Source organism: Candidatus Effluviviaceae Genus I sp. (assembly GCA_016867725.1).
GTDB lineage: Bacteria > Joyebacterota > Joyebacteria > Joyebacterales > Joyebacteraceae > VGIX01.
This window is the reverse complement of the sequence record VGIX01000005.1, coordinates 36,854-57,463: the sequence shown is the minus strand read 5'-3', so window position 1 is coordinate 57,463 and position 20,610 is coordinate 36,854. Positions and strand designations below refer to the sequence as shown.

The 20,610-nt window shown below is 70.1% G+C and carries 19 protein-coding genes; 14 read left to right on the top strand and 5 right to left on the bottom strand.

Going from position 1 to position 20,610, the window contains the following annotated elements; genetic code table 11:
• Positions 1-5 precede the first annotated feature (5 nt).
• Positions 6-407, bottom strand: coding sequence for a Fe-S cluster assembly scaffold protein NifU (gene nifU, locus FJY74_02780; protein ID MBM3307233.1), 402 nt, complete (start codon positions 405-407; stop codon positions 6-8).
• Between the two features lie 170 nt (positions 408-577).
• On the opposite strand from nifU, the gene FJY74_02775 reads away from it, so the two are divergent.
• The 8 genes from FJY74_02775 (at position 578) to FJY74_02740 (ending at position 9,030) form a co-directional block, all read left to right on the top strand.
• On the top strand, positions 578-2,833 hold the full coding sequence (locus tag FJY74_02775) for a tetratricopeptide repeat protein (GenBank protein MBM3307232.1): 2,256 nt from the start codon (positions 578-580) through the stop codon (positions 2,831-2,833).
• An 88-nt stretch (positions 2,834-2,921) separates the two neighbouring features.
• Positions 2,922-3,905 carry a tryptophan--tRNA ligase gene (gene trpS / locus FJY74_02770; protein ID MBM3307231.1) on the top strand — a complete coding sequence of 328 codons (984 nt, stop codon included), beginning with the start codon at positions 2,922-2,924 and terminating at the stop codon, positions 3,903-3,905.
• 47 nt (positions 3,906-3,952) lie between these two features.
• Positions 3,953-5,308 carry a phosphomannomutase/phosphoglucomutase gene (locus FJY74_02765; GenBank protein ID MBM3307230.1) on the top strand — a complete coding sequence of 452 codons (1,356 nt, stop codon included), beginning with the start codon at positions 3,953-3,955 and terminating at the stop codon, positions 5,306-5,308.
• A 102-nt stretch (positions 5,309-5,410) separates the two neighbouring features.
• Positions 5,411-6,037 carry a sigma-70 family RNA polymerase sigma factor gene (locus FJY74_02760; protein ID MBM3307229.1) on the top strand — a complete coding sequence of 209 codons (627 nt, stop codon included), beginning with the start codon at positions 5,411-5,413 and terminating at the stop codon, positions 6,035-6,037.
• A complete protein-coding gene (locus FJY74_02755; GenBank protein ID MBM3307228.1) occupies positions 6,034-6,567 on the top strand; it encodes a zf-HC2 domain-containing protein in 534 nt (177 codons plus the stop codon). Before FJY74_02760 ends, FJY74_02755 begins: the two co-directional genes overlap by 4 nt.
• A gap of 11 nt (positions 6,568-6,578) precedes the next feature.
• Positions 6,579-7,106 carry a hypothetical protein gene (locus tag FJY74_02750; protein ID MBM3307227.1) on the top strand — a complete coding sequence of 176 codons (528 nt, stop codon included), beginning with the start codon at positions 6,579-6,581 and terminating at the stop codon, positions 7,104-7,106.
• Between the two features lie 201 nt (positions 7,107-7,307).
• Entirely contained in the window at positions 7,308-8,447 is a 1,140-nt protein-coding gene (locus tag FJY74_02745) for a DUF4384 domain-containing protein (protein MBM3307226.1), read from the top strand.
• A 73-nt stretch (positions 8,448-8,520) separates the two neighbouring features.
• Complete coding sequence (locus tag FJY74_02740; GenBank protein ID MBM3307225.1) at positions 8,521-9,030, top strand: hypothetical protein; 510 nt, start codon at positions 8,521-8,523, stop codon at positions 9,028-9,030.
• A gap of 138 nt (positions 9,031-9,168) precedes the next feature.
• Here the strand turns inward: FJY74_02740 and FJY74_02735 are convergent, their stop codons facing one another.
• Positions 9,169-10,308: a glycosyltransferase gene (locus FJY74_02735; protein ID MBM3307224.1), complete on the bottom strand. Its 1,140-nt coding sequence runs from the start codon at positions 10,306-10,308 to the stop codon at positions 9,169-9,171.
• Between the two features lie 187 nt (positions 10,309-10,495).
• Between FJY74_02735 and FJY74_02730 the strand changes: the two genes are divergently transcribed.
• Complete coding sequence (locus FJY74_02730) at positions 10,496-10,978, top strand: adenosine-specific kinase (GenBank protein ID MBM3307223.1); 483 nt, start codon at positions 10,496-10,498, stop codon at positions 10,976-10,978.
• 27 nt (positions 10,979-11,005) lie between these two features.
• On the opposite strand, the gene FJY74_02725 is transcribed toward FJY74_02730, so the two are convergent.
• Positions 11,006-11,350, bottom strand: a complete 345-nt coding sequence (locus tag FJY74_02725) for a DUF2007 domain-containing protein (protein MBM3307222.1) — start codon at positions 11,348-11,350, stop codon at positions 11,006-11,008.
• A 256-nt stretch (positions 11,351-11,606) separates the two neighbouring features.
• Between FJY74_02725 and FJY74_02720 the strand changes: the two genes are divergently transcribed.
• The 3 genes from FJY74_02720 to FJY74_02710 are packed head-to-tail and all read left to right on the top strand — an operon-like array spanning position 11,607 to position 15,160.
• Positions 11,607-13,358 (top strand): metallophosphoesterase, encoded by a 1,752-nt coding sequence (locus FJY74_02720; GenBank protein ID MBM3307221.1) that lies wholly within the window; start codon positions 11,607-11,609, stop codon positions 13,356-13,358.
• Positions 13,359-13,376: 18 nt separating this feature from the next.
• Positions 13,377-14,516 (top strand): NAD(P)/FAD-dependent oxidoreductase, encoded by a 1,140-nt coding sequence (locus FJY74_02715; GenBank protein ID MBM3307220.1) that lies wholly within the window; start codon positions 13,377-13,379, stop codon positions 14,514-14,516.
• Positions 14,486-15,160: a gamma-glutamyl-gamma-aminobutyrate hydrolase family protein gene (locus FJY74_02710; GenBank protein ID MBM3307219.1), complete on the top strand. Its 675-nt coding sequence runs from the start codon at positions 14,486-14,488 to the stop codon at positions 15,158-15,160. The genes FJY74_02715 and FJY74_02710 overlap by 31 nt, the downstream gene beginning before the upstream one ends.
• Positions 15,161-15,173: 13 nt before the next feature.
• Here the strand turns inward: FJY74_02710 and speB are convergent, their stop codons facing one another.
• Both speB and FJY74_02700 read right to left on the bottom strand, forming a co-directional pair.
• On the bottom strand, positions 15,174-16,076 hold the full coding sequence (speB, locus tag FJY74_02705) for an agmatinase (protein MBM3307218.1): 903 nt from the start codon (positions 16,074-16,076) through the stop codon (positions 15,174-15,176).
• Between the two features lie 72 nt (positions 16,077-16,148).
• A complete protein-coding gene (locus tag FJY74_02700) occupies positions 16,149-16,763 on the bottom strand; it encodes an arginine decarboxylase, pyruvoyl-dependent (GenBank protein MBM3307217.1) in 615 nt (204 codons plus the stop codon).
• A 204-nt stretch (positions 16,764-16,967) separates the two neighbouring features.
• Here FJY74_02700 and FJY74_02695 point away from each other — a divergent pair, with 204 nt between their 5' ends.
• Together FJY74_02695 and FJY74_02690 are read left to right on the top strand one after the other, a co-directional pair.
• Complete coding sequence (locus FJY74_02695) at positions 16,968-17,711, top strand: class II glutamine amidotransferase (protein MBM3307216.1); 744 nt, start codon at positions 16,968-16,970, stop codon at positions 17,709-17,711.
• Between the two features lie 166 nt (positions 17,712-17,877).
• Positions 17,878-20,502 carry an immune inhibitor A gene (locus tag FJY74_02690; GenBank protein ID MBM3307215.1) on the top strand — a complete coding sequence of 875 codons (2,625 nt, stop codon included), beginning with the start codon at positions 17,878-17,880 and terminating at the stop codon, positions 20,500-20,502.
• Positions 20,503-20,610: the final 108 nt, after the last annotated feature.

The following is a 20,610-nucleotide window of genomic DNA, read 5'->3' as shown; positions in this document are numbered from 1 at the left end:
ACCGTCTAGGCCTGCCCGCTCCCCGGGGCGCCGCCGTGCTTCTTCCTGTAGTCCTCGATCGCCTTGTGGAGTGCGTCGGCCGCGAGGTTCGAGCAGTGCATCTTCTGAGGGGGCAGGCCGTCCAGCTCCGTCGCGACCGTCTCCCTCGTGATCGTCATCGCCTCGTCGAGCGTCTTCCCCTTCGCGAGCTCCGTCACCATGCTGCTCGTTGCGATCGCCGAGCCGCATCCGAAGGTGCGGAACCGGATGTCCTTGATGCGGTCGTTCTCGACCTGGATCTGGATCTCCATGAGGTCGCCGCACACGGGATTGCCCTCGACCCCCACGCCGTCAGGATGCTCGAGCTCGCCCACGTTCCGCGGGTTCCTGAAGTGATCGAGCACCTTGTCGCTGTAGACCGGGGGCATGTGGCGCGGCTCCTTTCCCTGAGGCCACCGGCCATCTTAGCGCTGCGCCGGGCCGCAGTCAAGGAGCCGCCGGGAGCGGGGGCCGCCTTGCCGCCGCGCGGGCGGCGTGCTATCATGGCCGCCCGCGACGGCCACGGGGCCCGCCCGCGGCGCTCTCTCCGGAGGAAGGTGTGCGGATTCTCCACGCTCTGATGTTCGTCCTCGCCTGCGCGGCCTGCGCGTTCGCGCAGCAGCCCGTCATCTCCGCGATGTCCGACCACGCGGGGCGGGCCGTCCGGGAGTTGTTCCGGAAGGACGACGCCAGAACGGCCGGGACGGCCGAGATCCTCGCGCGCCAGGACGTCGAGCGCTACGAGCTCGACGTGTGCGTGGATCCTCCCAGACGCCGCGTGTCCGGCGAGTGCGCGATCACCATGCGCGCGGGCGCGGACCGCCTCACGCTCGTGCTGAACGAGGGGCTCGCCGTCACGACCGTGCGGGCGGCGTCCGGCGCGGCGCTCGCCTTCGTCCGGGACGGCAGGACGATCAGCGTGCTGCTGCGCGGCGTGCCGGAGGGGCCGGTGAGGGTGGTCCTTCGCTACCAGGGCACGGTCGCCGCGGGGGGCGGCATCCTCGCCAATCCCGGGCTGCTGTACCTGGGCGGCGAGTCGGCCTGGTATCCGATGAGCGAGGCGCACGATCCGGCCACCATGCGGATCGTGCTGCGATACCCGGACGAGTACTCCAGCGTGTGCACGGGCATGCTCGTCGGCATGGCGATGCCGTCCTCGGACGGGCGCTGCAGCGCGGGCGACATCTGGGAGTCGGCGGAGCCGCTCGCCGCGGCATCCGCGGCCGTCGGCCGGATCGGGAACTCGTTCGGAGTCTGGGGGAACGTGTTCCTCGGATACCACTGGTACGTTCCCGCGCCCGGCGACACCCTCACCGGGGGATGGAAGCCCGACGTCCCGCCCGGCCCCGCGGGCGAGCTCAAGGGGCTCGTCGGGTATCTCGAGGCATGCTACGGCGGCTATCCGTTCAGGTGGCTCAACGTCCTCCTGCTGCCTCCGAACCTCGAGGGGTTCGAGTCCGCGGCCTCGGGAGCGGGGCTCATCGTCGTTCAGGACGTGGACGGTCTTGGACTGACCAGCGGCTCGTCCGCGCTCACGAGATGTTCGCTGGAGCTCGCGAGGAGCTGGTGGGCGTGCTCGATGGACGCGGGCGCGCTGGTCGCGGAGGGGCTGTCCGCGGCGGCCGAGGTGGACTGGCTCGAAGCCACCGGAGGCGACGAGGAGGCGCTCCGCCGGCGGGAGTTCCGCCGCGCGCAGTACGCGCGGGCCCTCTCGGAGGCCGGCGGCTCGGCACCGCTCAGCGCGTGCCTCGGCGAGTCCCCGTGCGATGACCGGCGCATCTGCCGTGGCAAGGGGGCGGCGCTCTTTGACATGCTCGAGCGCCTGATCGGGCGCGACGCGTACTGCCGCGCGCTTCGGGTGTTCGCCGAGCGGCACCGGGGCCGGACGGCGGGATTCCGCGACCTCGTCGCGGCCTTCGAAGAGGCCACCGAGCAGGACCTCAACTGGTTCTTCTACGAATGGGTCTACCGCGGCGACCTTCCCACGTACGTGCTGGACTACACGGTTTCCCACGTGAGGGGGCGGCGGTACCGCGTGCAGGGCACGATCAGGCAGGACGGGGAGATCTACCGGACGCCGGTGCCGCTGACCGTTGACCTGGGTCTGTGGTCGTACGACGAGGTCGTCGCGATCGAGTCGTCCGAGCAGCCCTTCGACTTCGTCGCCGAGAGCGAGCCGCTCAGGATCCTGGTGGACGCGGACGGCGTCCTTCCCGTGATCGAGAGCGCCGACAGGGCCCGTGCGCACTTCGAGCGCGGGAACGCGGCGAAGGCCGCCAACGACTGGGCGACGGCGGTGAACGAGTACGGGGCCGCGGCGTTCCTCGCGCCGCGCCAAGCGTCGTACCGCTACGCGTACGGCGAGGCGCTCGTGCGGTCGGGGCGGCTGACGGCGGGGCTCGAGGCGCTCGACGCGGCGGCTCGACTCGACCCCAAGAACGCCGGGCTCCGGCTCTGGCTCGGCCAGCTCTACCTTCGAGCCAACGCGCACACGGCGGCCCTCAGGCACCTCGACGCATACGTCTCGATGAAGAAGGACGACCCCATCGGCCACGCCACTCGGGCCATGGCGCTCGTCGGGCTTCGGCGGCTCGATGAGGCCCGGACGGGCATCGCTGCGGCGCGCCTTCTCGTTGCGAAGACAGGCAACCAGCCGCAGGCGCTCGAGGCGCTGCACCTCGCTTCCGGCAGATACCACGAGGCGGCGGGCGACAGGGCGGCGGCCGTCGCCGACTACGAGCGCGCCCTTCGCGCGAACCCGGTCTCCGACGAAGCACGGAAGAGACTGGCGGCAATCGAGGCGGGATCGCGCTGACGCGCCCGACTGGTTGAGCGCCCGCGGAGGCGGACGGCAGGCTCGCGCGCACGACGAGGACCTGGAGCACAGGGAGATCTGAACCCAGATGAAGAAGCACTTCTTCAGCGGCATCCAGCCCAGCGGGCGGCTTCACATCGGCAACTACCTCGGCGCGATCTCGCAGTGGATACGGCTCCAGGAGCAGTATGAGCCCGTGTTCGGGATCGTGGACTACCACGCGATGACGGTGCGGTACGCTCCGCAGGAGCTGCCGGGCCGCGTTCTCGATGCCGCTGCGAGCTACCTCGCCGCGGGGCTCGACCCTTCGAAGAGCATCCTCATGGTGCAGTCGCAGGTGAAGGAACACACGGAGCTCGCCTGGGTCCTCGACTGCGTGACGCCCATGGGGAGGCTTGCGCGCGTACCGACGTTCAAGGAGAAGGTCAGGCAGAACCCGGACAACGTGAACATGGGGCTCTTCGCCTACCCCGTGCTCATGGCGGCGGACATCCTCCTATACAAGTCGGAGATCGTCCCGGTCGGCGACGACCAGGTGCCGCACCTTGAGTTCGCGCGGGAGGTGGCGCGCCGGTTCAATGCGGTCTTCGGCGAGACCTTCCCCGAGCCGAAGGAGGTTCTCGGTGAAGGCGCCCGCGTGCAGGGGCTGGACGGCGCGAGCAAGATGAGCAAGAGCCTGGACAACTGCCTATATCTCGACGATCCGGACGACGTCATCGCGAAGAAGCTGTCCACGGCTCCCACGGACCCGGCGCGGATCCGCCGAACCGACGTCGGCAACCCCGACGTCTGCAACATCATGAGCTACCACAGGATCCTGTCCACGCCGGATGAGGTCGAGGCGTGCGCGAAGGGCTGTCGGACCGCTTCCATCGGATGCCTCGACTGCAAGCGCATCGTCATCACGCACGTTCAGGAGCTCGTCGGGCCCATCCGCGAGAAGCGTGACGCGCTGCTTCGCGCCCCTGACGACATCCGCGCGGTCCTGCGCGACGGCTCCGAACGGGCCCGCGCAGTCGCAAGAGCCACGATGGACGAGGTCAGGTCCAGGATCGGCGTGATCCTCATCTGATCGGTTCGACCTACCCACGGACGCGCAACGCGCAGCAGGGAGACGCGATGGAGCGGCACATCTTCCGTGAGTACGACATCAGGGGCGTCGTCGACCGCGATCTGACCGAGGATGTCGTTCGGAACGTCGGCAGGGCGTTCGGAACCCATCTCAGGCGGCGCGGCGGTCGGGCGGCCCTCGTCGGGGGAGACGTGCGCCACTCGACCGAGCGGTTCCGCCGCGCGCTCACCGAGGGGCTGCTCTCGACGGGCATCAACGTCGTGGACGCAGGGGTCGTGCCGACGCCTGCCTTCTACTTCGGGCTGCACGAGCGCGCGGTGGACGGCGGCGTGATGATCACAGGCAGTCACAACCCGCCCGACATGAACGGGCTTAAGCTGAACGCGGGGACGGACTCGATGTACGGGGCGGAGATCCAGGAGCTCTGGCAGATCGCCCAGCGCGGCGACTTCGAGAGCGGCCGCGGAACCCGCACGGAGACCGCCCTTCTCGACGCGTACAAGGACGCGATCCGCTCCAGGATCTCGCTCGCCCGGCCGCTCAAGGTCGTCGTCGACGCGGGAAACGGCTGCGCGGGCCTCGTCGCCTGCGATCTCATCAAGAGCCTCGGATGCGAGGTCGTGCCGCTCTATTGCGAGCCCGACGGCGACTTCCCCAACCACCATCCGGACCCGACCGTCCCGGAGTACGTGAAGGACCTCATCGCGGCCGTGGTGCGGCACAAGGCGGACGTGGGCATCGGGTACGACGGCGACGCGGACCGCGTGGGCACGATCGACGAGAAGGGCGAGATGGTCTTCGCCGACAAGGTCCTGGCCCTCCTCGCGCGGGAGGTGCTCGCGGCGGGCCCCGCCGAGATCGTCTTCGACGTCAAGTGCTCGCAGGCGCTCATCGAGGACATCGAGGCACACGGCGGGAAGCCGCTGATGTGGAAGACGGGGCACTCGCTGCTCAAGCGGAAGATCAAGGAGACCGGCGCGCCCATCGGCGGCGAGATGAGCGGGCACATGGTGCTCGCCGACGGCTACTACCCGTTCGACGACGCGATCTACGCTTCCTGCAGGATCCTCCAGATGTTGTCGCGGGCCGCCGCGCCGCTCTCCGAGCTCGTGGCGACCATCCCACGGTACCACTCCACGCCCGAGATCCGCGGCGAGACGAAGGACGACGCGACGAAGTTCGAGATCGTGCGGAAGGCCGTGGAGTACTTCAGGTCCCATCACGACGTCATCGACGTGGACGGCGTGCGCATCCAGTTCGGCGACGGCTGGGGGCTCGTCCGGGCGTCGAACACGCAGCCCGTCATCGTCATGCGCTTCGAGGCCCGGACTGAGTCCCGCCTCAGGGAGATCCAGGCGCTCGTCACCGGGAAGCTGCGGGAGTTCGGCGAGATTCGCCTGTGAGCGCGGGGGGGACCTTCGTAGCCGTCCGGTCCCCTTCCCACGGGCACGGATGCGGGGCGAATACCCTCCGGCCTTCGCCGTCCAAGGAGTTCACCGGGCGCCATGCCTGAGCCCGATTCCAAGGAGCGAGACGCGGAGCTCGTGCGAGCGAGCCAGGCGGGTGACCGCGGGGCGTTCGACCTGCTGGTGGATCACTACAAGGAGCTGGTGTACGCCGTCGCCTATCGTTTCGCAAGAGACCCCGACCTCGCCATGGACCTGTCGCAGGACGTGTTCGTTCGCGCATACCGTGGGATCAAGACCTTCAAGGGGCGGTCGAGCTTCTCGACCTGGCTCTACAGGATCGCCATCAACACCTGCATCGATCACACGCGTCGCCGCTCACGTTCCATCGAGCCGCACACGGTGCCGGAGGAGGTCGCAGACTACGCGGACAGCGAACCGGCCACGGCCCACCGCGCCGTGGGCCCGGACGGCCTGGCACTCTCGTCCGAGCTGGGTGAGCAGATCCAGCGCGCCGTCGACGCGTTGCCGTCGTATCACAAGTCCGTGTTCGTGCTGTACGAGATCAGGGGGTTGTCGTACAAGGAGATCGCGGACGTTGTCGGGTGCTCGATCGGTACGGTGATGTCTCGCCTCCACTACGCGAGGAAGAAGCTGCGGACGATGCTCAAGCCGTACGTGGAGAACGGACTGGATGCCGGCGCAGAGAAGGACAGGGACGCATGATCGGTTGCTATCGCTTCAGCAGATGGCTCACGGCGTACGCGGACGGAGAGCTCGGCGAGCGACGCGCGCGCTCCGTCGAACGGCATGTCGCCCGCTGCGCCCGCTGCGCCCGTGAGCTTGACTCGATCCGCGCGTCTGGTAGAATCCTGAGCAGGGTCGGCGTGCCGGCGGCGACGCCGGAGCGGTGGAACGCGTTCCGCCGCGGTCTCTCGCAGGCCCTGGACGGCGTCGATCGGGAGGCCAGGCGCGCGACGCGGCCTCGGGAGCTCAGGCCGCCGGAGCCGGCCGTGCGGCGACCTGCCTTCGCGTTCGCCGTCGCCTGCGCGGCCCTCGTCATTGCGGTGGCCGCCGTGGGGCAACGGGGGCTCCTGTCGTTCGGTCGCTGGGGCGGCGGCAACGAGTGCATCGTCGACAGCATCGAGACGTACGCCGCGGGTTCCACGCCCATGTTCTTCACCTCCGAGGACCCCAGGATGACGGTCATCTGGGTGTTTTCGGAGGAGCCCGGAGCAGGGAGCGCTCGCCAGTGAGCGCGGAGGCCATGACGAAGACCGCGATCATCCTGCCTGCTGTTCTCGCGCTGCTCGCGCTTGCCCCGCTCCCGGTCACGGCGAGGGACGAGGTGCTCATCGGCGTGACGTCGATCTCGGCGGCGTCGGCGGTCGCAGCGGGTGGGCCCTCGTCCGCGCCCGTCGTGGACCCGCGGCTCTCCCAGTTCGCCAAGAATCTCCGCTCGCTCTTCGCGTACACGAGATACTCGTTCCTCGGCAGGTCGGAGGTCCGGGCGCGGTTCGGCGGGACCGCCGCCATTCAGCTGCCTGAGCGCTTCTCGCTCGAGGTGCAGCCCGAGCCGCCCAAGCAAGACAGCGAGGGCAGGATCGAGATGACGATCAGCCTGCTTCGCGAGGGCGAGCAGGCCCGAGGTGGGCCGGCGCCGGGTCGCGGACACCCCGAGGCCGAGGTCGTGCTCCGCACGAGGATCCGCCTCGAGAACGGCGGGACCGTGTTGCTCGGCGGTCCGCCGATCGCGGGAGGCGTGCTCATCCTGGCTCTCACCGCGCGCACCTGATCGGTCGCGGTGAGAGCCGGCGCGACGCGCGCCGGGGATCAGCAGACGCGTCGGCGTCGGGCCGGGCTCGAGGAGCCCGGCCCGCGCGCGTTGAATGAGCACGCATCGCTCCCGTCTAACGGCATCGCGTTGCAACGGTGCGGACGGAGAACGGCAGACGGAAGACTCGAGTCCGCGCGCTCGCAAGGGAGGTGGAAGACGATGGGACGTTTGCTATCGATGTGGAAGCTGCCGACGCTGACTGCCGTCGCGCTTGCCTCCGCCGTCGCGGTCGCCGCCGGTGCGACCGTGGTGGAGGAGGACTCAGGGAGCGCCCAGCCCGAGAGGGTCGAGGGCGCTCCCGCCGCACAGAGGATCGTTCCCACGCCGGAACCCTGGTGGCCGGACGCCCGCGACTGGAGGGACTGGGATCAGTCGGACGCTCCGAGGATCAGGGTGTGGGTCGACCGCGGCGAGTGGGCGACCTACGAGCCCGGAGACCGCATCGCCGTGTACTTCCGTGTCGACCGTCCCTGCTACGTCACCATCCTGAGCTACACCACGACAGGTGATGTCGAGGTGTTGTTCCCGTCGGCCTGGACGGGATCGGGCTTCGTCCGCTCGCACGAGGTCCATCGGATCCCCGACAGCCGTCGCTACTCGCTGCGCGTGGCGGGTCCCCCGGGCGTCGAGACCATCGTCGCGTACGCGCACGACGGCGCGTGGCCGACGGGGTGGGCGACGCCATGGGCGTTCAGGGCATCGGCGTCGTTCCACCCGCGTGCCGCGGGAGGCCGGGACGTCGGGCGCGGCCCAGGGGCCGTCATCATCGACCCGCCCGGGCCGCAGGGGCGCGGGCGAGGCCGCGTCGTCGTTGAACCGCGCTGGTGGCCCGCGCCGCCGGGTTGGGCGGATGCTCCCTCCCGGTGGTCGTATGACGAGGTGAGCTTCTACGTCTCGTCCGCTCGCTGGGACGTATCGCCGTGGCCCCGACATCGCGGCCCGTCGCTGTGGGAGCAGTTCGAGATGTGGCGCTGCTCCGACGAGTTCCGGCGCGAGGTGCGCGCACGAGGCGACGCGGTCGAGGTCGCGATCCGCTGCATCGAGAGCGCGAGCGGTCGGCCGACGACGATCGTCGGGCGCGCTGTCGCCGAGGACGGCGGCGACAGCAAGACGTTGTTCCGCCTCGACGCGAGCGGGAGGCGCGGCGACGCCCCTGAGCGAGGGCGGGCCTACGCGGCTCACATCGAAGGGCTGCGCGTCGAGATCGAGATCCTCGACGTCGAGCTGTCTCGCAGGGAGCGCGACGGGAGCCGGCGCATCGAGTGGATCCGCTTCGACGTGCGGGCGTCCGCGAACTGATGATGCGTCGTGCCATCGCCCCGCGGCGGCGCCGCGACGGACGACACGACGACGAGAGGAAGGTGCGTGAGACATGAGGGCCATTGCGAGAGCGGTCGCGCTCGGATGCCTCGTGTCGCTGACGGCGGCGGCCCTCTCAGGGTGCATCGTATGGGAGCGTCCCTGGTGGTCCGACTGCCCGCCGCGCACGGCGGCGTTCCACGTGTACGTGTACGACTACTACTCCGGCGTGCCACTCCCGTGGGCGGGCGTGGAGCTCTATCGCGAGAGCTGGTGGAGCTGGAGCTATCTCGGGACGTGGTCGGTGAGCCCGTACGGGTACGCGTTCGTCAGCGGGGGGTACCTGGGCTGCGACGGCGGCGGCTATGACAGCAGAGCGTTCCGGATCGTGGCGTTCGCGCAGGGGTACTACACCGAGTCCTGCACCGTCTCGGTGGACTACTACAGCCCTTCGAGGACCGTGCGGTTCTACCTGGCTCCGTGGCCCCTCGCCGTAACGCGTGAGGGCGAGCGTGCTCCCGAGCTTCCCGAGGGAGAGGGCCCGCCGGACAGAGTGAGGATCGAGGCGGCGCCGTTGGAGTGATCGGCGATCCTGCAGAGCGCGTCGCAGCCCGTGGGAAGGCCATCGGAGCACGCGCTCGAAAGAGGCCGGTGCGGAATCCCCTCCCGCGCCGGCCTCGTCGTCTGCAGGCCCGCCGCCCCGGGGCGGGTCGCGCGAGGGCTATCGGGCTGCGAGCGAGGTGAGGAGCTCGCGAAACCGGAGCGCCTTCTCGTCCCAGCCGTTCGGCACCGCGATCCGTTCGCGCACGACCGCGCGCCGCCGCCGGTCGTCGAGCGCCGCCATCACGGAGTCGGCGAAGGCGTCGGGCTCCGAAGCGATGTAGACGATGTCTCCGTGCCGCTCGACCTCCGCAGAGAACGGTGTCGAGACCACGTTGAGTCCCATCGCCGCGTACATGTACAGCTTGTTGGGGTTGATCGCGGCCGTTCTCGCGCTCCTCGCGAACGGCGCGATGCCGACGGACGCCTGCGCGAGCAACGCGGGCAGCGCATCGTAGGGAACGCGACCCGTGAAGAGGACCCTGTCCGGGAACCGCGCCTCGAGGCGCTCCTTCCACGCGAGGGCCACGTCGAAGACCCTGCCGACGAGCACGAGCCCGACGCTGCGGCCCGATTCCGCGAGCCTCTCGAGCAGGCGCGCCACGAACGCCGGGTCGATCCTGTCGTCCACCGAACCCACGTAGGCGACGAGGTCGTCGCATGCCGCGAGCGTGCTCCCAGCGACGCCGGCGGGCGGCGACACGTCGCGCCGCCCGTCGAACGTGTCGAGGTCGACGCCGTTTCCGATGACGACACCGCGGCCCGCGACGCGGTGAAGATGCTCGGACGACGCCACGACCTCGCTCGCCAGCCCGACGAGGCGGCGGAACATGGCCTCGGCCCGCTCGCGACAGGCAGGGTAGAACTCGGTGTGCAGGTCGTTGAGGTCGTACACGACCGGGACGCCGCGGGCCCGGAGGTCCGACGCCGCGGGGGCCATCCAGATGTTCGAGCACACGGCCACGTCCGGCGCGAAGCCGCCGGCGAGGCGCCCCACGATCGCGCGCCCCAGGACGCCGAGGGCCGGGGACAGCGACCTCAGAAGCGCGGACCGTGCGTCAGGCTTCGGCAGCGCGAGGGAGCGGTACCTCACGTTGGGGCAGGCCGCGTCGCGGCGCGTCACGAAGCTGTTCTCGTCGGCCTTGAGGTTCAGCGGGGAGAGGAACAGCACCTCCCAGTCGCGCGGGAAGCGGCGGACGATCAGGTGCTTCCGCGACACCTGGGAGAGCCACTGGATCTCAGAGAGGTAGAGGACCTTCACCGTGGAGTCCCCGGCTCACGTTCCACGCTGCGAGACCGCGCGACCACGGAGTCTAGCCCCGACCGCGCGGCGGCACAACACCCGAACTGCGTCCCTTCAGCTTGCGGTTTGATTCCCGCCGCGCGCGGAGCGATAATGCCGCGCGTGTCCATCGGTCATCGCGCACCAACGGAGCGGGAGGCGCAGCATGGAACTGGCAAGCGTGAGGCTCGGCTGCCCGGAGGGCGTCGGGATCATCCTCGGGCAGTCGCACTTCGTCAAGACGGTGGAAGACCTCTACGAGGCCGTGGTGACGTCGGGGCCGGGGCTCCGGTTCGGGGTCGCGTTCGCCGAGGCGTCCGGACCGTGCCTCGTGAGGCGCGACGGGAACGACGAGCGCCTCAAGGACGTCGCGACCTCCATCGTCGAGCGCGTCGGCGCCGGGCACACCTTCGCGATCGCGCTCGAGGGCGGGTACCCCATCAACGTGCTCAACGCCGTCAAGGGGTGCCAGGAGGTCTGCTCGGTCTTCTGCGCGACATCGAACCCCGTCGAGGTCGTCGTGGCCTGCACCGCCCAGGGGCGTGGCGTTCTGGGGGTGATCGACGGGTCATCGCCGAAGGGCGTCGAGAGCGACGCGGACGCCGCGGAGCGGCGGTCCCTGCTCAGGGCCATCGGCTACAAGCGGTAGGCGATCAGGGCTGCGGGCCCGGCGGGCTCACCGGGCCGAGTAGGAACGGATCAGCCTCTTGGCGTCATCGAGCATCTCGCGTGGGATCATGACCTCGGTCCTGGCCGGCTCGGTCTCGGCGGGGCTCAGCTCGTTGCTGAGGAAGCACGGGATGCCGCTCTCCTCGAGCAGCTCCCGGATCTGCCCTATGTGGTCCTCGTCGTCCGACGTATCGATGACGACGAGTCCCTCACGCGGGAGGTCCTGCTCGTCGTCATCGTCCGGCGCGTCGGCGCGCGCGTGCGCGACCTTCGTCACGAGAGCGACCTTGCAGCGGGGACACACCTCGAGCACATCGTCGTACTCGCACTCGCACTCGGGACAGACGGCCACGATGCTCACCTCCGAGAGACGTCACACGACTCCTGACCCGCTCGCGTAGAATACCATCAGCGATGCGAGACGTGTCAACACAATCTTGACGAGCGGGAGAGCGAGGTCGCCGCGGGTTCGTTCCTCGCGAGCGAGCGGCTCGACAGACCTCGGAGCGGAGGCGGCTCAGGTTGACTCGGCGGTCGCCGTGGACTAGCATCTCGACTCCGGACGGCGGTGGCGGTTCGGACGACGGACGGAAGGAGGGGATGATACCGTGGTGAGAAGGTGGATGGCACTCCCGACGGCTCTCGCGCTCTGCGCGGCGTGGGCGGTCGTGGCCCGCGCGGCGGACGGTGAGCCGCTCTTCCACATGGCGATCCTGAGCGACAGAACCGGGGGCCACGTGCCCGGCATCTACGAGCGCGTCATCGACGAGATCAACCTGCTGGATCCCGACATCGTCGTGACCGTGGGCGACCACATCGAGGGGTACGGCGAGGACTACGACCGGGCGAGGGCCGAGTGGGACTCCCTGCTTCCGGTCATCCGGGGCCTGCGGGCGCCGGTCCACATGACACCGGGCAATCACGACATCTGGAGCGACGACGCCGAGGTCGTCTACGTCGAGAAGACCGGGCAGCAGCCCTACTACTCGTTCGACTACAGAGGCGTTCACTTCATCATCCTGGATACGGCCCGGCTGAACGCCTCGGCCGAGGTGGTCGGCCCGCAGCGCGAGTGGCTGGAGGCCGACCTCATGGCGAGTGCCGGCGCGGCGAGGACATTCGTCTTCTTCCACAAGCCGTTCTGGGAGCGGACGCTCCCCGCCGGCGAACCGGACCCGCTGCATGACCTCTTCGTGCGATACGGCGTGGACGCCGTCTTCAACGGGCACTACCACACGACCATCACCGATCGGTTCGACGGCATCGACTACGTCGTTGTGGGAAGCTCGGGGGGCGGGATGGGGCGGGACGACTCGGTCGTGCGAGGGCAGTTCTACCAGTTCGGCTGGGTGAGCGTGCGTCCCGACGGGCACCAGATCGCGATCGTGGGTCTGGGGAGCATCCATCCATTCGGCGTCGTCTCGCTCGCGACTCGCGATGAGATCGCGCGGATCGAGCGCGATCAGGTGACCGTCGCCGCCGTTCCCGTGTTCGAGAACGCCTCGGTGCGGGCTCCGCTCGTGGTCTCCATCAGGAACGACTCCGGGGAGCCCGTGGACGATCTCTTGACGTGGACCGCCACGGACGGATGGACCGTCGAGCCAACCGAGGCGCGCGTGTCCGTCGCCCCCGGGGGCGCGGCGGAGTGCCGATTCACGGCGACGAACACAGGTGACCTCTACCCGCTGCCGAGGCTGTCGCTCAAGTACCCGCTGAGCGACGGCCGTCGGCTGGACGTGGATGTGCCCCTGCGGGCCGTGCGGACGGCGACAGCGGCGCGGTTCGAGCGTTCGCCCGTCATCGACGGCGCGATCGACGAAGAGGGGTGGGGGCGCGCGGCGGCGGTCTCGAGGCTGTTCCCGCCGTACGAAGAGACCGTCGAGGGCGAGACCAGGGTCCTGTTCGGGTACGACGACGCGAACCTGTACATCGCCGCCGACTGCGCGGAGCCGATCATGGACGCGCTGGCCGCCCGCGTCACCGAACGCGACGGCGCGGTGTACGGCGAGGACTGCGTCGGGTTCTTCATCCAGCCGAACCGCGACCACGGAACGGTGTACCAGATCTACTGGAACCCCGTGGCCACGGCGTTCGATCAGCGGATCGTCGTGGGCGGCGTCGGGGGCTACTCGGCGGACCGCGCGTGGGACGGGGAACACGAAGCGGCGGTCGCCCGGCTGGGCGACCGGTGGGTCCTCGAGGCGCGGATCTCCATGGATACGCTCGAAACGAGCGCGGCGCCGGGCGCGGTTTGGGGACTCAACTTCCGAAGGAAGCAGGCGCGGACCGGGGCGTCGGCAGACTGGCAGGTCCCGATCGACTACGACCCGAGCACGTTCGGCCGGCTCGTGTTGGAGTAGCACGGCCGCGGGGGCGCCTTGGCGAACACCCTCGATCTCATCGTGGTGGGGGGCGGCCCCGCGGGCTCGAGCTGTGCGCGGCGAGCCGCGGAACTCGGGCTCAGCGTACTGCTGGTCGAGCGCGAGCGCCTTCCGCGGCCGAAGCCCTGCGCCGCCGGGCTCTCCGCCCGCGCGCTCGCTCGGCTCGGCCCGGCTGTCGCGTCCATCGTGCACAAGGAGTTCCGCGCGATCGAGGTCGTGGTGGGCCGGCGCACGAAGCTCGTGTGGACGGGCGGAGAGAGCCTCATCTCGACGACGACGCGCCCCGAGCTCGACGCGATGCTCTTCGAGGCGGCGGCGGCGGCCGGCGCGCGGGCGGAGAGCGGCGTGGCGGCGGAGCTGGCCGGGACCGACGACGCGTCGGTCGGCGTGCGCGCGGGCGGGAGCCAGGCCGAGTGGCGCGCGCGGTACGTCGTCGCGGCGGACGGCGCGGGGGGGGCGCTCCGCGCGCGCTGTGGCGCGACGCCCCTCAGGCTGTCGAGCGCGATCTACGTCCGCGCCTTCCCGCCGGCGGGCGGCGACAGCGAGCTCGCGCGCGACAGGATCACGTTCGATCTCACCGGGCACCGCCGCGGGTACGGCTGGGTGTTCCCCAAGCGCGACCACCTGAACGTCGGCGTGTACACGCAGCTCCCCATGTCGAAGGACATCGCGTCCGCTCTGCGCGCGTTTCTGGCGGCGCGAGGGCTCGCCGCGTGGCGGACGGAGGGACCGTTCGCGTTTCCGGTGCCCGCGGGCCCGCGACGGGCGGAAGCGGCGGTCGGCCGCGTGCTCTTCGTCGGCGACGCCGCAGGGCTGGCCGACCCCGTCACGGGGGAGGGCATCTCCCACGCGATCGCGAGCGGACGGACGGCCGCGGAGTCAATCGCGACCGCCGTCGAGTCGGGCGCGGACGCTGGGGCGCTCTACGCGCGGCGCGTCTCCGCGGAGGTCCGCCCGGCGGTTCTCGCGCTCAGCGGAGTGGGAAACCTCCTCTACACCGCCGGCGCGCGCGTCGCCGACCGCGCGCTCTCGGCAGGGCCCTTGCGGAGGGCGTTTCTCTGGATGGCGCCTTCGGAGCGCGCGCGGGGGTGGCGCAGGGAGGCTCAGTGTCGAGAAGACCGCGGCTCGTCGTTCTGAGCAACGACGCACCTGACTCCTCCTACGGAGCGCGTCGCCTCGCCGGCGCGTTCGGCACGGCGTTCGACGCGACGATCGTCGAACCGCAGGGCGGGCTCGGCGCGCCGCGCGCGTGGCTGGCGGCGCGCGGGGCGGATGCCCTCGTCCTCTCCGGCAGCGAGCGGTCCGTGACGGCGAGGTTGCCGTGGATGGAGGAGGAAGGGGCGCTCCTCGTCGAAGCGGTCGCCCGTCGCCTCCCCGTGCTCGCCGTCTGCTTCGGCCATCAGCTGCTGGGACGGGCGTTCGGCGCCGAGGTCGTGCGCGAGGCCAAGCGCATCGGCCTGTACCACATCGAGCTTGTGGGCGGGGATCCGCTCTTCGCCGGACTCGGCCACCGCGCCCTCGTCCCGGAGCAGCACGGGGACCAGCTCGAGCGCGTCCCCCACGGCTTCGATCTCATCGCGACCTCCGACTACTGCGGCGTGCAGGCGATCCGCCGCGCGGGCCTTCCCGTCTACGGCGTGCAATTCCACCCATGCTACGGGGACGACGTCTTCGACGCGGACGACGCGTGGGAGGCGACGGGACTGCGCGGGCGGTTCGCGCACGACGGCGCGGACATCCTCGCGAACGCCGCGCGGATCTTCAGGGCGTGGATCGGGTGAGCGCGCGGCGTCCTCACGCGCGCAGGGCGTGTCCTGCGATCTTGTAGGCGAGGCGGGCCGCGGCGTAGTCGGACCGCGCGGAGTCCGGGGCCGGGCACAGCTCGACGACGTCCGCCGCGACGACGGCGCGCTCGGCGAACAGGGCCTCGATGAACGCGAGCGCCTCGTACCACAGGAGTCCGCCCGGGTCGGGCGTCCCGACGGCCGGCACCACCGACGGATCGAGACCGTCGAGGTCCACCGTGAGATACGCCGCGTCCGTGGCGACAGCGGCCAACGCGCGACGGATCCAGGGAGCGTCCGTGGCGGTCTCCGGGTACGATCCGCGCGAGGACGCGATCTCGCGCGCCGTGACCGCCGTGATGCTCCGGCGCCGGATGAGGTCGTCCTCCTCGGACGAGAACGCGCGGATCCCCACCTGCACGATCGGGAAGTCCGTGAGCAGCCTCCGCATCACGCACGCGTGATTGAGGGGCGAGCCTTCGTACTCGTTCCTGAGGTCCGCGTGCGCGTCGATCTGCACCACCGTGAGGGGGCCGCGGCCGCGCGCCACACCGCGCGCGGCGCCGACGGTCACGGTGTGCTCGCCCCCGAGCGCGAGCACGAACCGCCCGGCGCCCGCGTGCGTCGCGGCGGCATTCTCGATCCGCGCGACGACCTCCTCGGGCGAACCGGTTGCGTCGAGCGGCGGCAGCGTGTGGATGCCGCGGAAGCACGGCTCGTCGCGTTCTGTCTCGTCGAAGAACTCCACCTGCGCCGAGGCGGCGAGGATCGCGGACGGTCCGAGTCCCGTGCCCTTGCGGTACGTGGTCGTGGCTTCGTAGGGGATGGGGAGGACGACGACCCGCGCCCGAGCGACGTCGGCAGCCTCAGGGGGGAGGCCGAGGAACTCACCGCCCGTGTGCGGGGATGGCATGGCGTTGCCCTCGCGAGGAACGCGCAGAGGCGCGCGACCGTCGTCGATACGACGCGCCTCCGGACCCCGCGCCTAGTAGTGGAACGGCGGCACCACGAAGACCGCGGCGGTGAGGACCGTCGTCCACAGGCCGTTCTTGTCCCCGACGGCGGTCTGCGTGATGTTGCTCGTGCGCACGATCTCGTTGCTGATCCGCCAGTGCTCCTTCCGCTCGTCGTAGCTCGCGTCCGGATCGAACGGAACGCCGAGGATCGTCGCGAGCATCTGGGCGGCGAGGTCCTCCGCGTAGTCGCCGGCCGTGTCCTCGTTCTGCCCGAAGCCGTGGTGCTCGGAGAGGTAGCCGTGCTTGTGAGAGTCCTTCGGGCGGGCGACGCCCACGGACGCGGCGATGAGCCGATGCGGCTCGTTCGTCGCGTTGTCCGAGATGACCGCGAACACGATCTGGCCGGGGAGCAGTCTCTTGAGGCCTGTATCGCAACCGACGATCCTCGCGCCGGGTGGGAGAATGCTGGATACGCGCACGAGGTTGAAGTTGGCGATCTTCGCGTCCCTGAGGGCCATCTCGAAACTCGCCAGCTTCTCCTTGTGCTTGCCTGAGCCCTTCGTCAAGAAGATCTCGCAGGGGCCTCTCAACGTTCGTCTCCTCACGCGCTCCCGCCGGTCCGGGCCGCTCCGTCTCGGTGCCATCGTCGCGGCGACGCCCGACCGGCGGGAGACACGGCCTGCCGGAACGGAGCGGCGCTCGCCCGCGCGCACCACGAGAGGCGCGCGGCGCAAGGAGTATATGGTCGCGGTCCCCGGGTGTCAACGGGCCGCGCGGCGCGTTGACCGCGGCGGGACCGACGGGATATAGTCGCGGTCGGTTCGACGCACCTTCGGGAGGCGCAGCCGATGTGCAGAATGGTCGCTGCGGTGGGGAGCTTCGCGATGGCCGACGTCGTGGAGGGCGTCCGTGCCATGGCGACGAACGCGAACCCGGCGCACCAGCACGAGCTCTCGCCGCGCGCGGGCGCCTTCCTTCACGACTCCGGCTGGGGCGCCGTGTACCTGAGAGACGGCCATCTTGAGCGCGTTCGCAGCACCACGCCCTGCTTCGAGGACAGGCTCTTCGACGAGCTGGCGGGCGTGGAGACCGATCTCGCCGTCGTCCACGCGCGGCGCGCCAAGCACCCGAGGTCGATCGCGCCCGCCAACACGCACCCGTTCCTCGTGACCCACCGGGACGCCGTCTGGGCCTTCTGCCACAACGGAGAGGTTCGCGACACCTCGCAGCTCTCGTGGGACCCTTCGCTCGCTCCGGAGGGCTCCACGGACTCCGAGCGGCTCTTCCTACATGTGCTCTCGACGGTCGCAATGGACGGTCCGAGCGCGCCGGACGCCCTCGCCGCGACGCTCGGACGACTGCGGGACTTCACCTGCGTCAACTGCCTCGTCGTGAGGTCGCGGTCCGTGGTGTACGCGACGCGGCGTGAGCCCGGCAGCACGACGCCGAGGTACTACACCATGTGGCGGACCGACGGCCAAGGCCCGGCGGGGCCGTTCGCGGTGGTTTCGTCGGAGGTCCTCCCTTCGCCCGTCGGCGCGTGGACGCCCGTCGAGGACGGCTCTGCCTCGTTCCTCGCTTGTTCCGCGTGATGCCTCAGCGGCATCTCGCCCATGGCATCCCCCTCCGCGGCCGGCGGGGTGGTCGCTGCTGCGCCGCTGAGCGCTCGCTCATTGATTACCTATGCAATGTGTGCTATGATGAGAGGTCAGGAACAGCTCTCCGGGGGTGCGCGAGTCAACGGGAAGGAGCCGGATGATGAGGGTGGCGAAGCTGGCTCTTGTGATCTGCGCCCTGGCGCTGGCCGGGGCCGGCCGCGTCCACGGGGCCGGCCCGGAGGCGGCCCGGGTCCAGGCGCGCGCGGAGTTCGCATCGATGTCCGACTGGCAGCGGTTCGTCTCGCGGCCGGACTTGGACATCATGTCGTCGAAGCCTGGGCTGGGAGTGACCTTCGTCACCGACGCCGACCAGGTCGAGGCCCTCAGGTCCGAAGGGTATCGGATCGTCGTCGAGATCGAGGACATGGAGGCCTTCTACGCGAGCCGGATCCGCGGCCCGAACTTCGGCCAGTTCCACACGTATTCCGAGATGGAGGACTTCCTCGACGCGCTGCACGCCCAGTACCCATCCATCACGACCTCGCGGATCTCCATCGGCACGTCCATCGAAGGTCGGACGATCTGGGCCTTCAAGATCTCGGACAACCCGGACCTCGACGAGGACGAGCCGGAGATCCTCTTCGACGGGATGCACCACGCCCGCGAACCGATGTCGCTCGAGGCCCAGCTGCACTTCATGGAGTGGCTCACGCAGAACCACGGCACGGACCCCGAGGCGACGTTCCTCGTGGACAACCGCGAGATCTGGTTCATCCCGATCGTGAACCCCGACGGGTTCATCTACAACGAGACGACGAACCCCTCCGGCGGCGGGATGTGGCGGAAGAACCGGCGGGACAACCCGGGTTCGTCGTGCAAGGGCGTGGACCTCAACCGCAACTACCCGTACCAGTGGGGCGGGGTGGGGTCGTCCTCCGACCCGTGCAGCGAGACGTACCGCGGCGCGTCGGCGGGCTCGGAGCCCGAGGTCCAGGTCTACATGGACTTCGTCGCGGCGCGCGAGCTCATCGCGAACATCACGTTCCACTCGGTCGCCGGCATGGTCCTGTTCCCCTGGAGCTACACCAACTCGCACACGCCCGATGACGCGACGTTCCGCGCCATCGCGAACACGATGGCGCAGTCCAACGGCTACAGCACGGGCCAGCCGGGAGAGATCCTCTACAACTGCAGCGGCACCACCACGGATTGGCTCTACGGGCAGCACGCCGTGTGGGCGTACTGCGTCGAGGTGGGCGGGAGCGGCTTCTGGCCGGCGGAGAGCGAGATCGCCGGGCTCAACGCGGAGAACCTGTGGCCGCAGATCTACCTCACGCGCATCGCGGGGCTGTACGTCGCCGTGGCCGACAAGGCGCTCGCCGGCGGGAACGGGAACGGCAAGCCGGACCCCGGCGAGACGCTGAACCTCACGGTCGTTCTGGCGAACCAGAGCCTCATCGCGTCGGCCACGAACGTCGCCATGACGATCTCGACCGACGACCCGTACGTGCAACTCATCGACGCGTCCGCCGCGATCGGGACGATCGGTCCGAACTCGTTCGCGGGGAACGCGTCCGACCCGTTCGTGTTCTCCGTGGACCCGACGACGCCCGGCGGCCACTCGCTCGCGCTCAGCGTCCGGATCGAAGCGGACGGCTTCGCCATGCAGGAAACGCTCGTCTGGATGGTCGGCTCTCCGTGCACGCTGTTCTCCGATAACATGGAGAGCGGCATCGGCAAGTGGCACGAGAACGACGGGCGGTGGGGGCTCACGACCTCCAGCTACAGCTCGCCGACGCACTCGTACACCGACAGCCCGTCCGGCAACTACGTCAACGGCGTGAACACCTGGATCCAGATGGTGAATCCCGTCGACCTGTCAAACGCGACCTCGGCCGAGCTCTCGTTCAACCACCGCTACAAGACCGAGTACGGGTACGACTTCTGCTACGTTGAGGCGTCCGCCGACGGCGGCGCGACGTGGGGGCAGGTCGGCCCGAAGTACTCCGGGAACAGCGGGACGTGGGAGAGCGTGAGCCTGGCGCTCACCGGTTTCTGCGGGACGGCCAACCTCAAGGTGCGGTTCCGGCTGACGGCCGACTCGTACATCACGGACGAGGGGTGGTACGTCGACGACGTCAAGATCCTCGGGCCGTGCACGGGCAACGCGCGGCCGACCGCGCCGACGCTCAGCGCCCCGCCCGACGGCGGAAGCGTCTCGTCGCCGACGCCGGTCCTCACGGTGCTCAACGCGACCGACCCCGACCAGGGTGATGTTCTCACCTACGGGTTCCTCGTGTACGCCGACGAGCTGTGCACCGCGCTCTCCGCCTCGGTGTCCGGGGTCGCGGAGGGGAGCGGCAGCACGAGCTGGCAGGTGGAGCCGGCCCTGACGGACGGCGAGTACTGGTGGCGCGCGTACGCGTACGACGGGACGGAGCGCGGGCCGCTCATGGCGAAGGGGTCGTTCACCGTTCAGTCGAGCGGGATCGACGACGGCGCGGTCGCGGCGCTGGCCCTGCACCCGGCGCGCCCGAACCCTTCCACCGGCGAGACGACGCTGCGGTTCAGCATCGCCGAGCGCGCCGGCGTGACGCTCACCGTCCACAGCGTGGACGGGCGACGTGTTCGGACGCTGGCCGCCGGGATCGTCGGCCCCGGGCCGGTCGAGGTCGCCTGGGACGGACGCGACGACCACGGGGAGCGCGTCGCGAGCGGCCTCTACTTCGCCCGGCTTGAGGCCGGGCGGACCGTGCGGGAGACCAAGGTCGTCGTGCTGAAGTAGGTCCCGTCTGAACTGCTTACGGAGGGCCGGTCCTCGGGCGAGGGCCGGCCCTTCTGTGTTCCCACATGGCCCGTTTGGTACGGCCCTTGCATGAGCACCCGCCAGGTT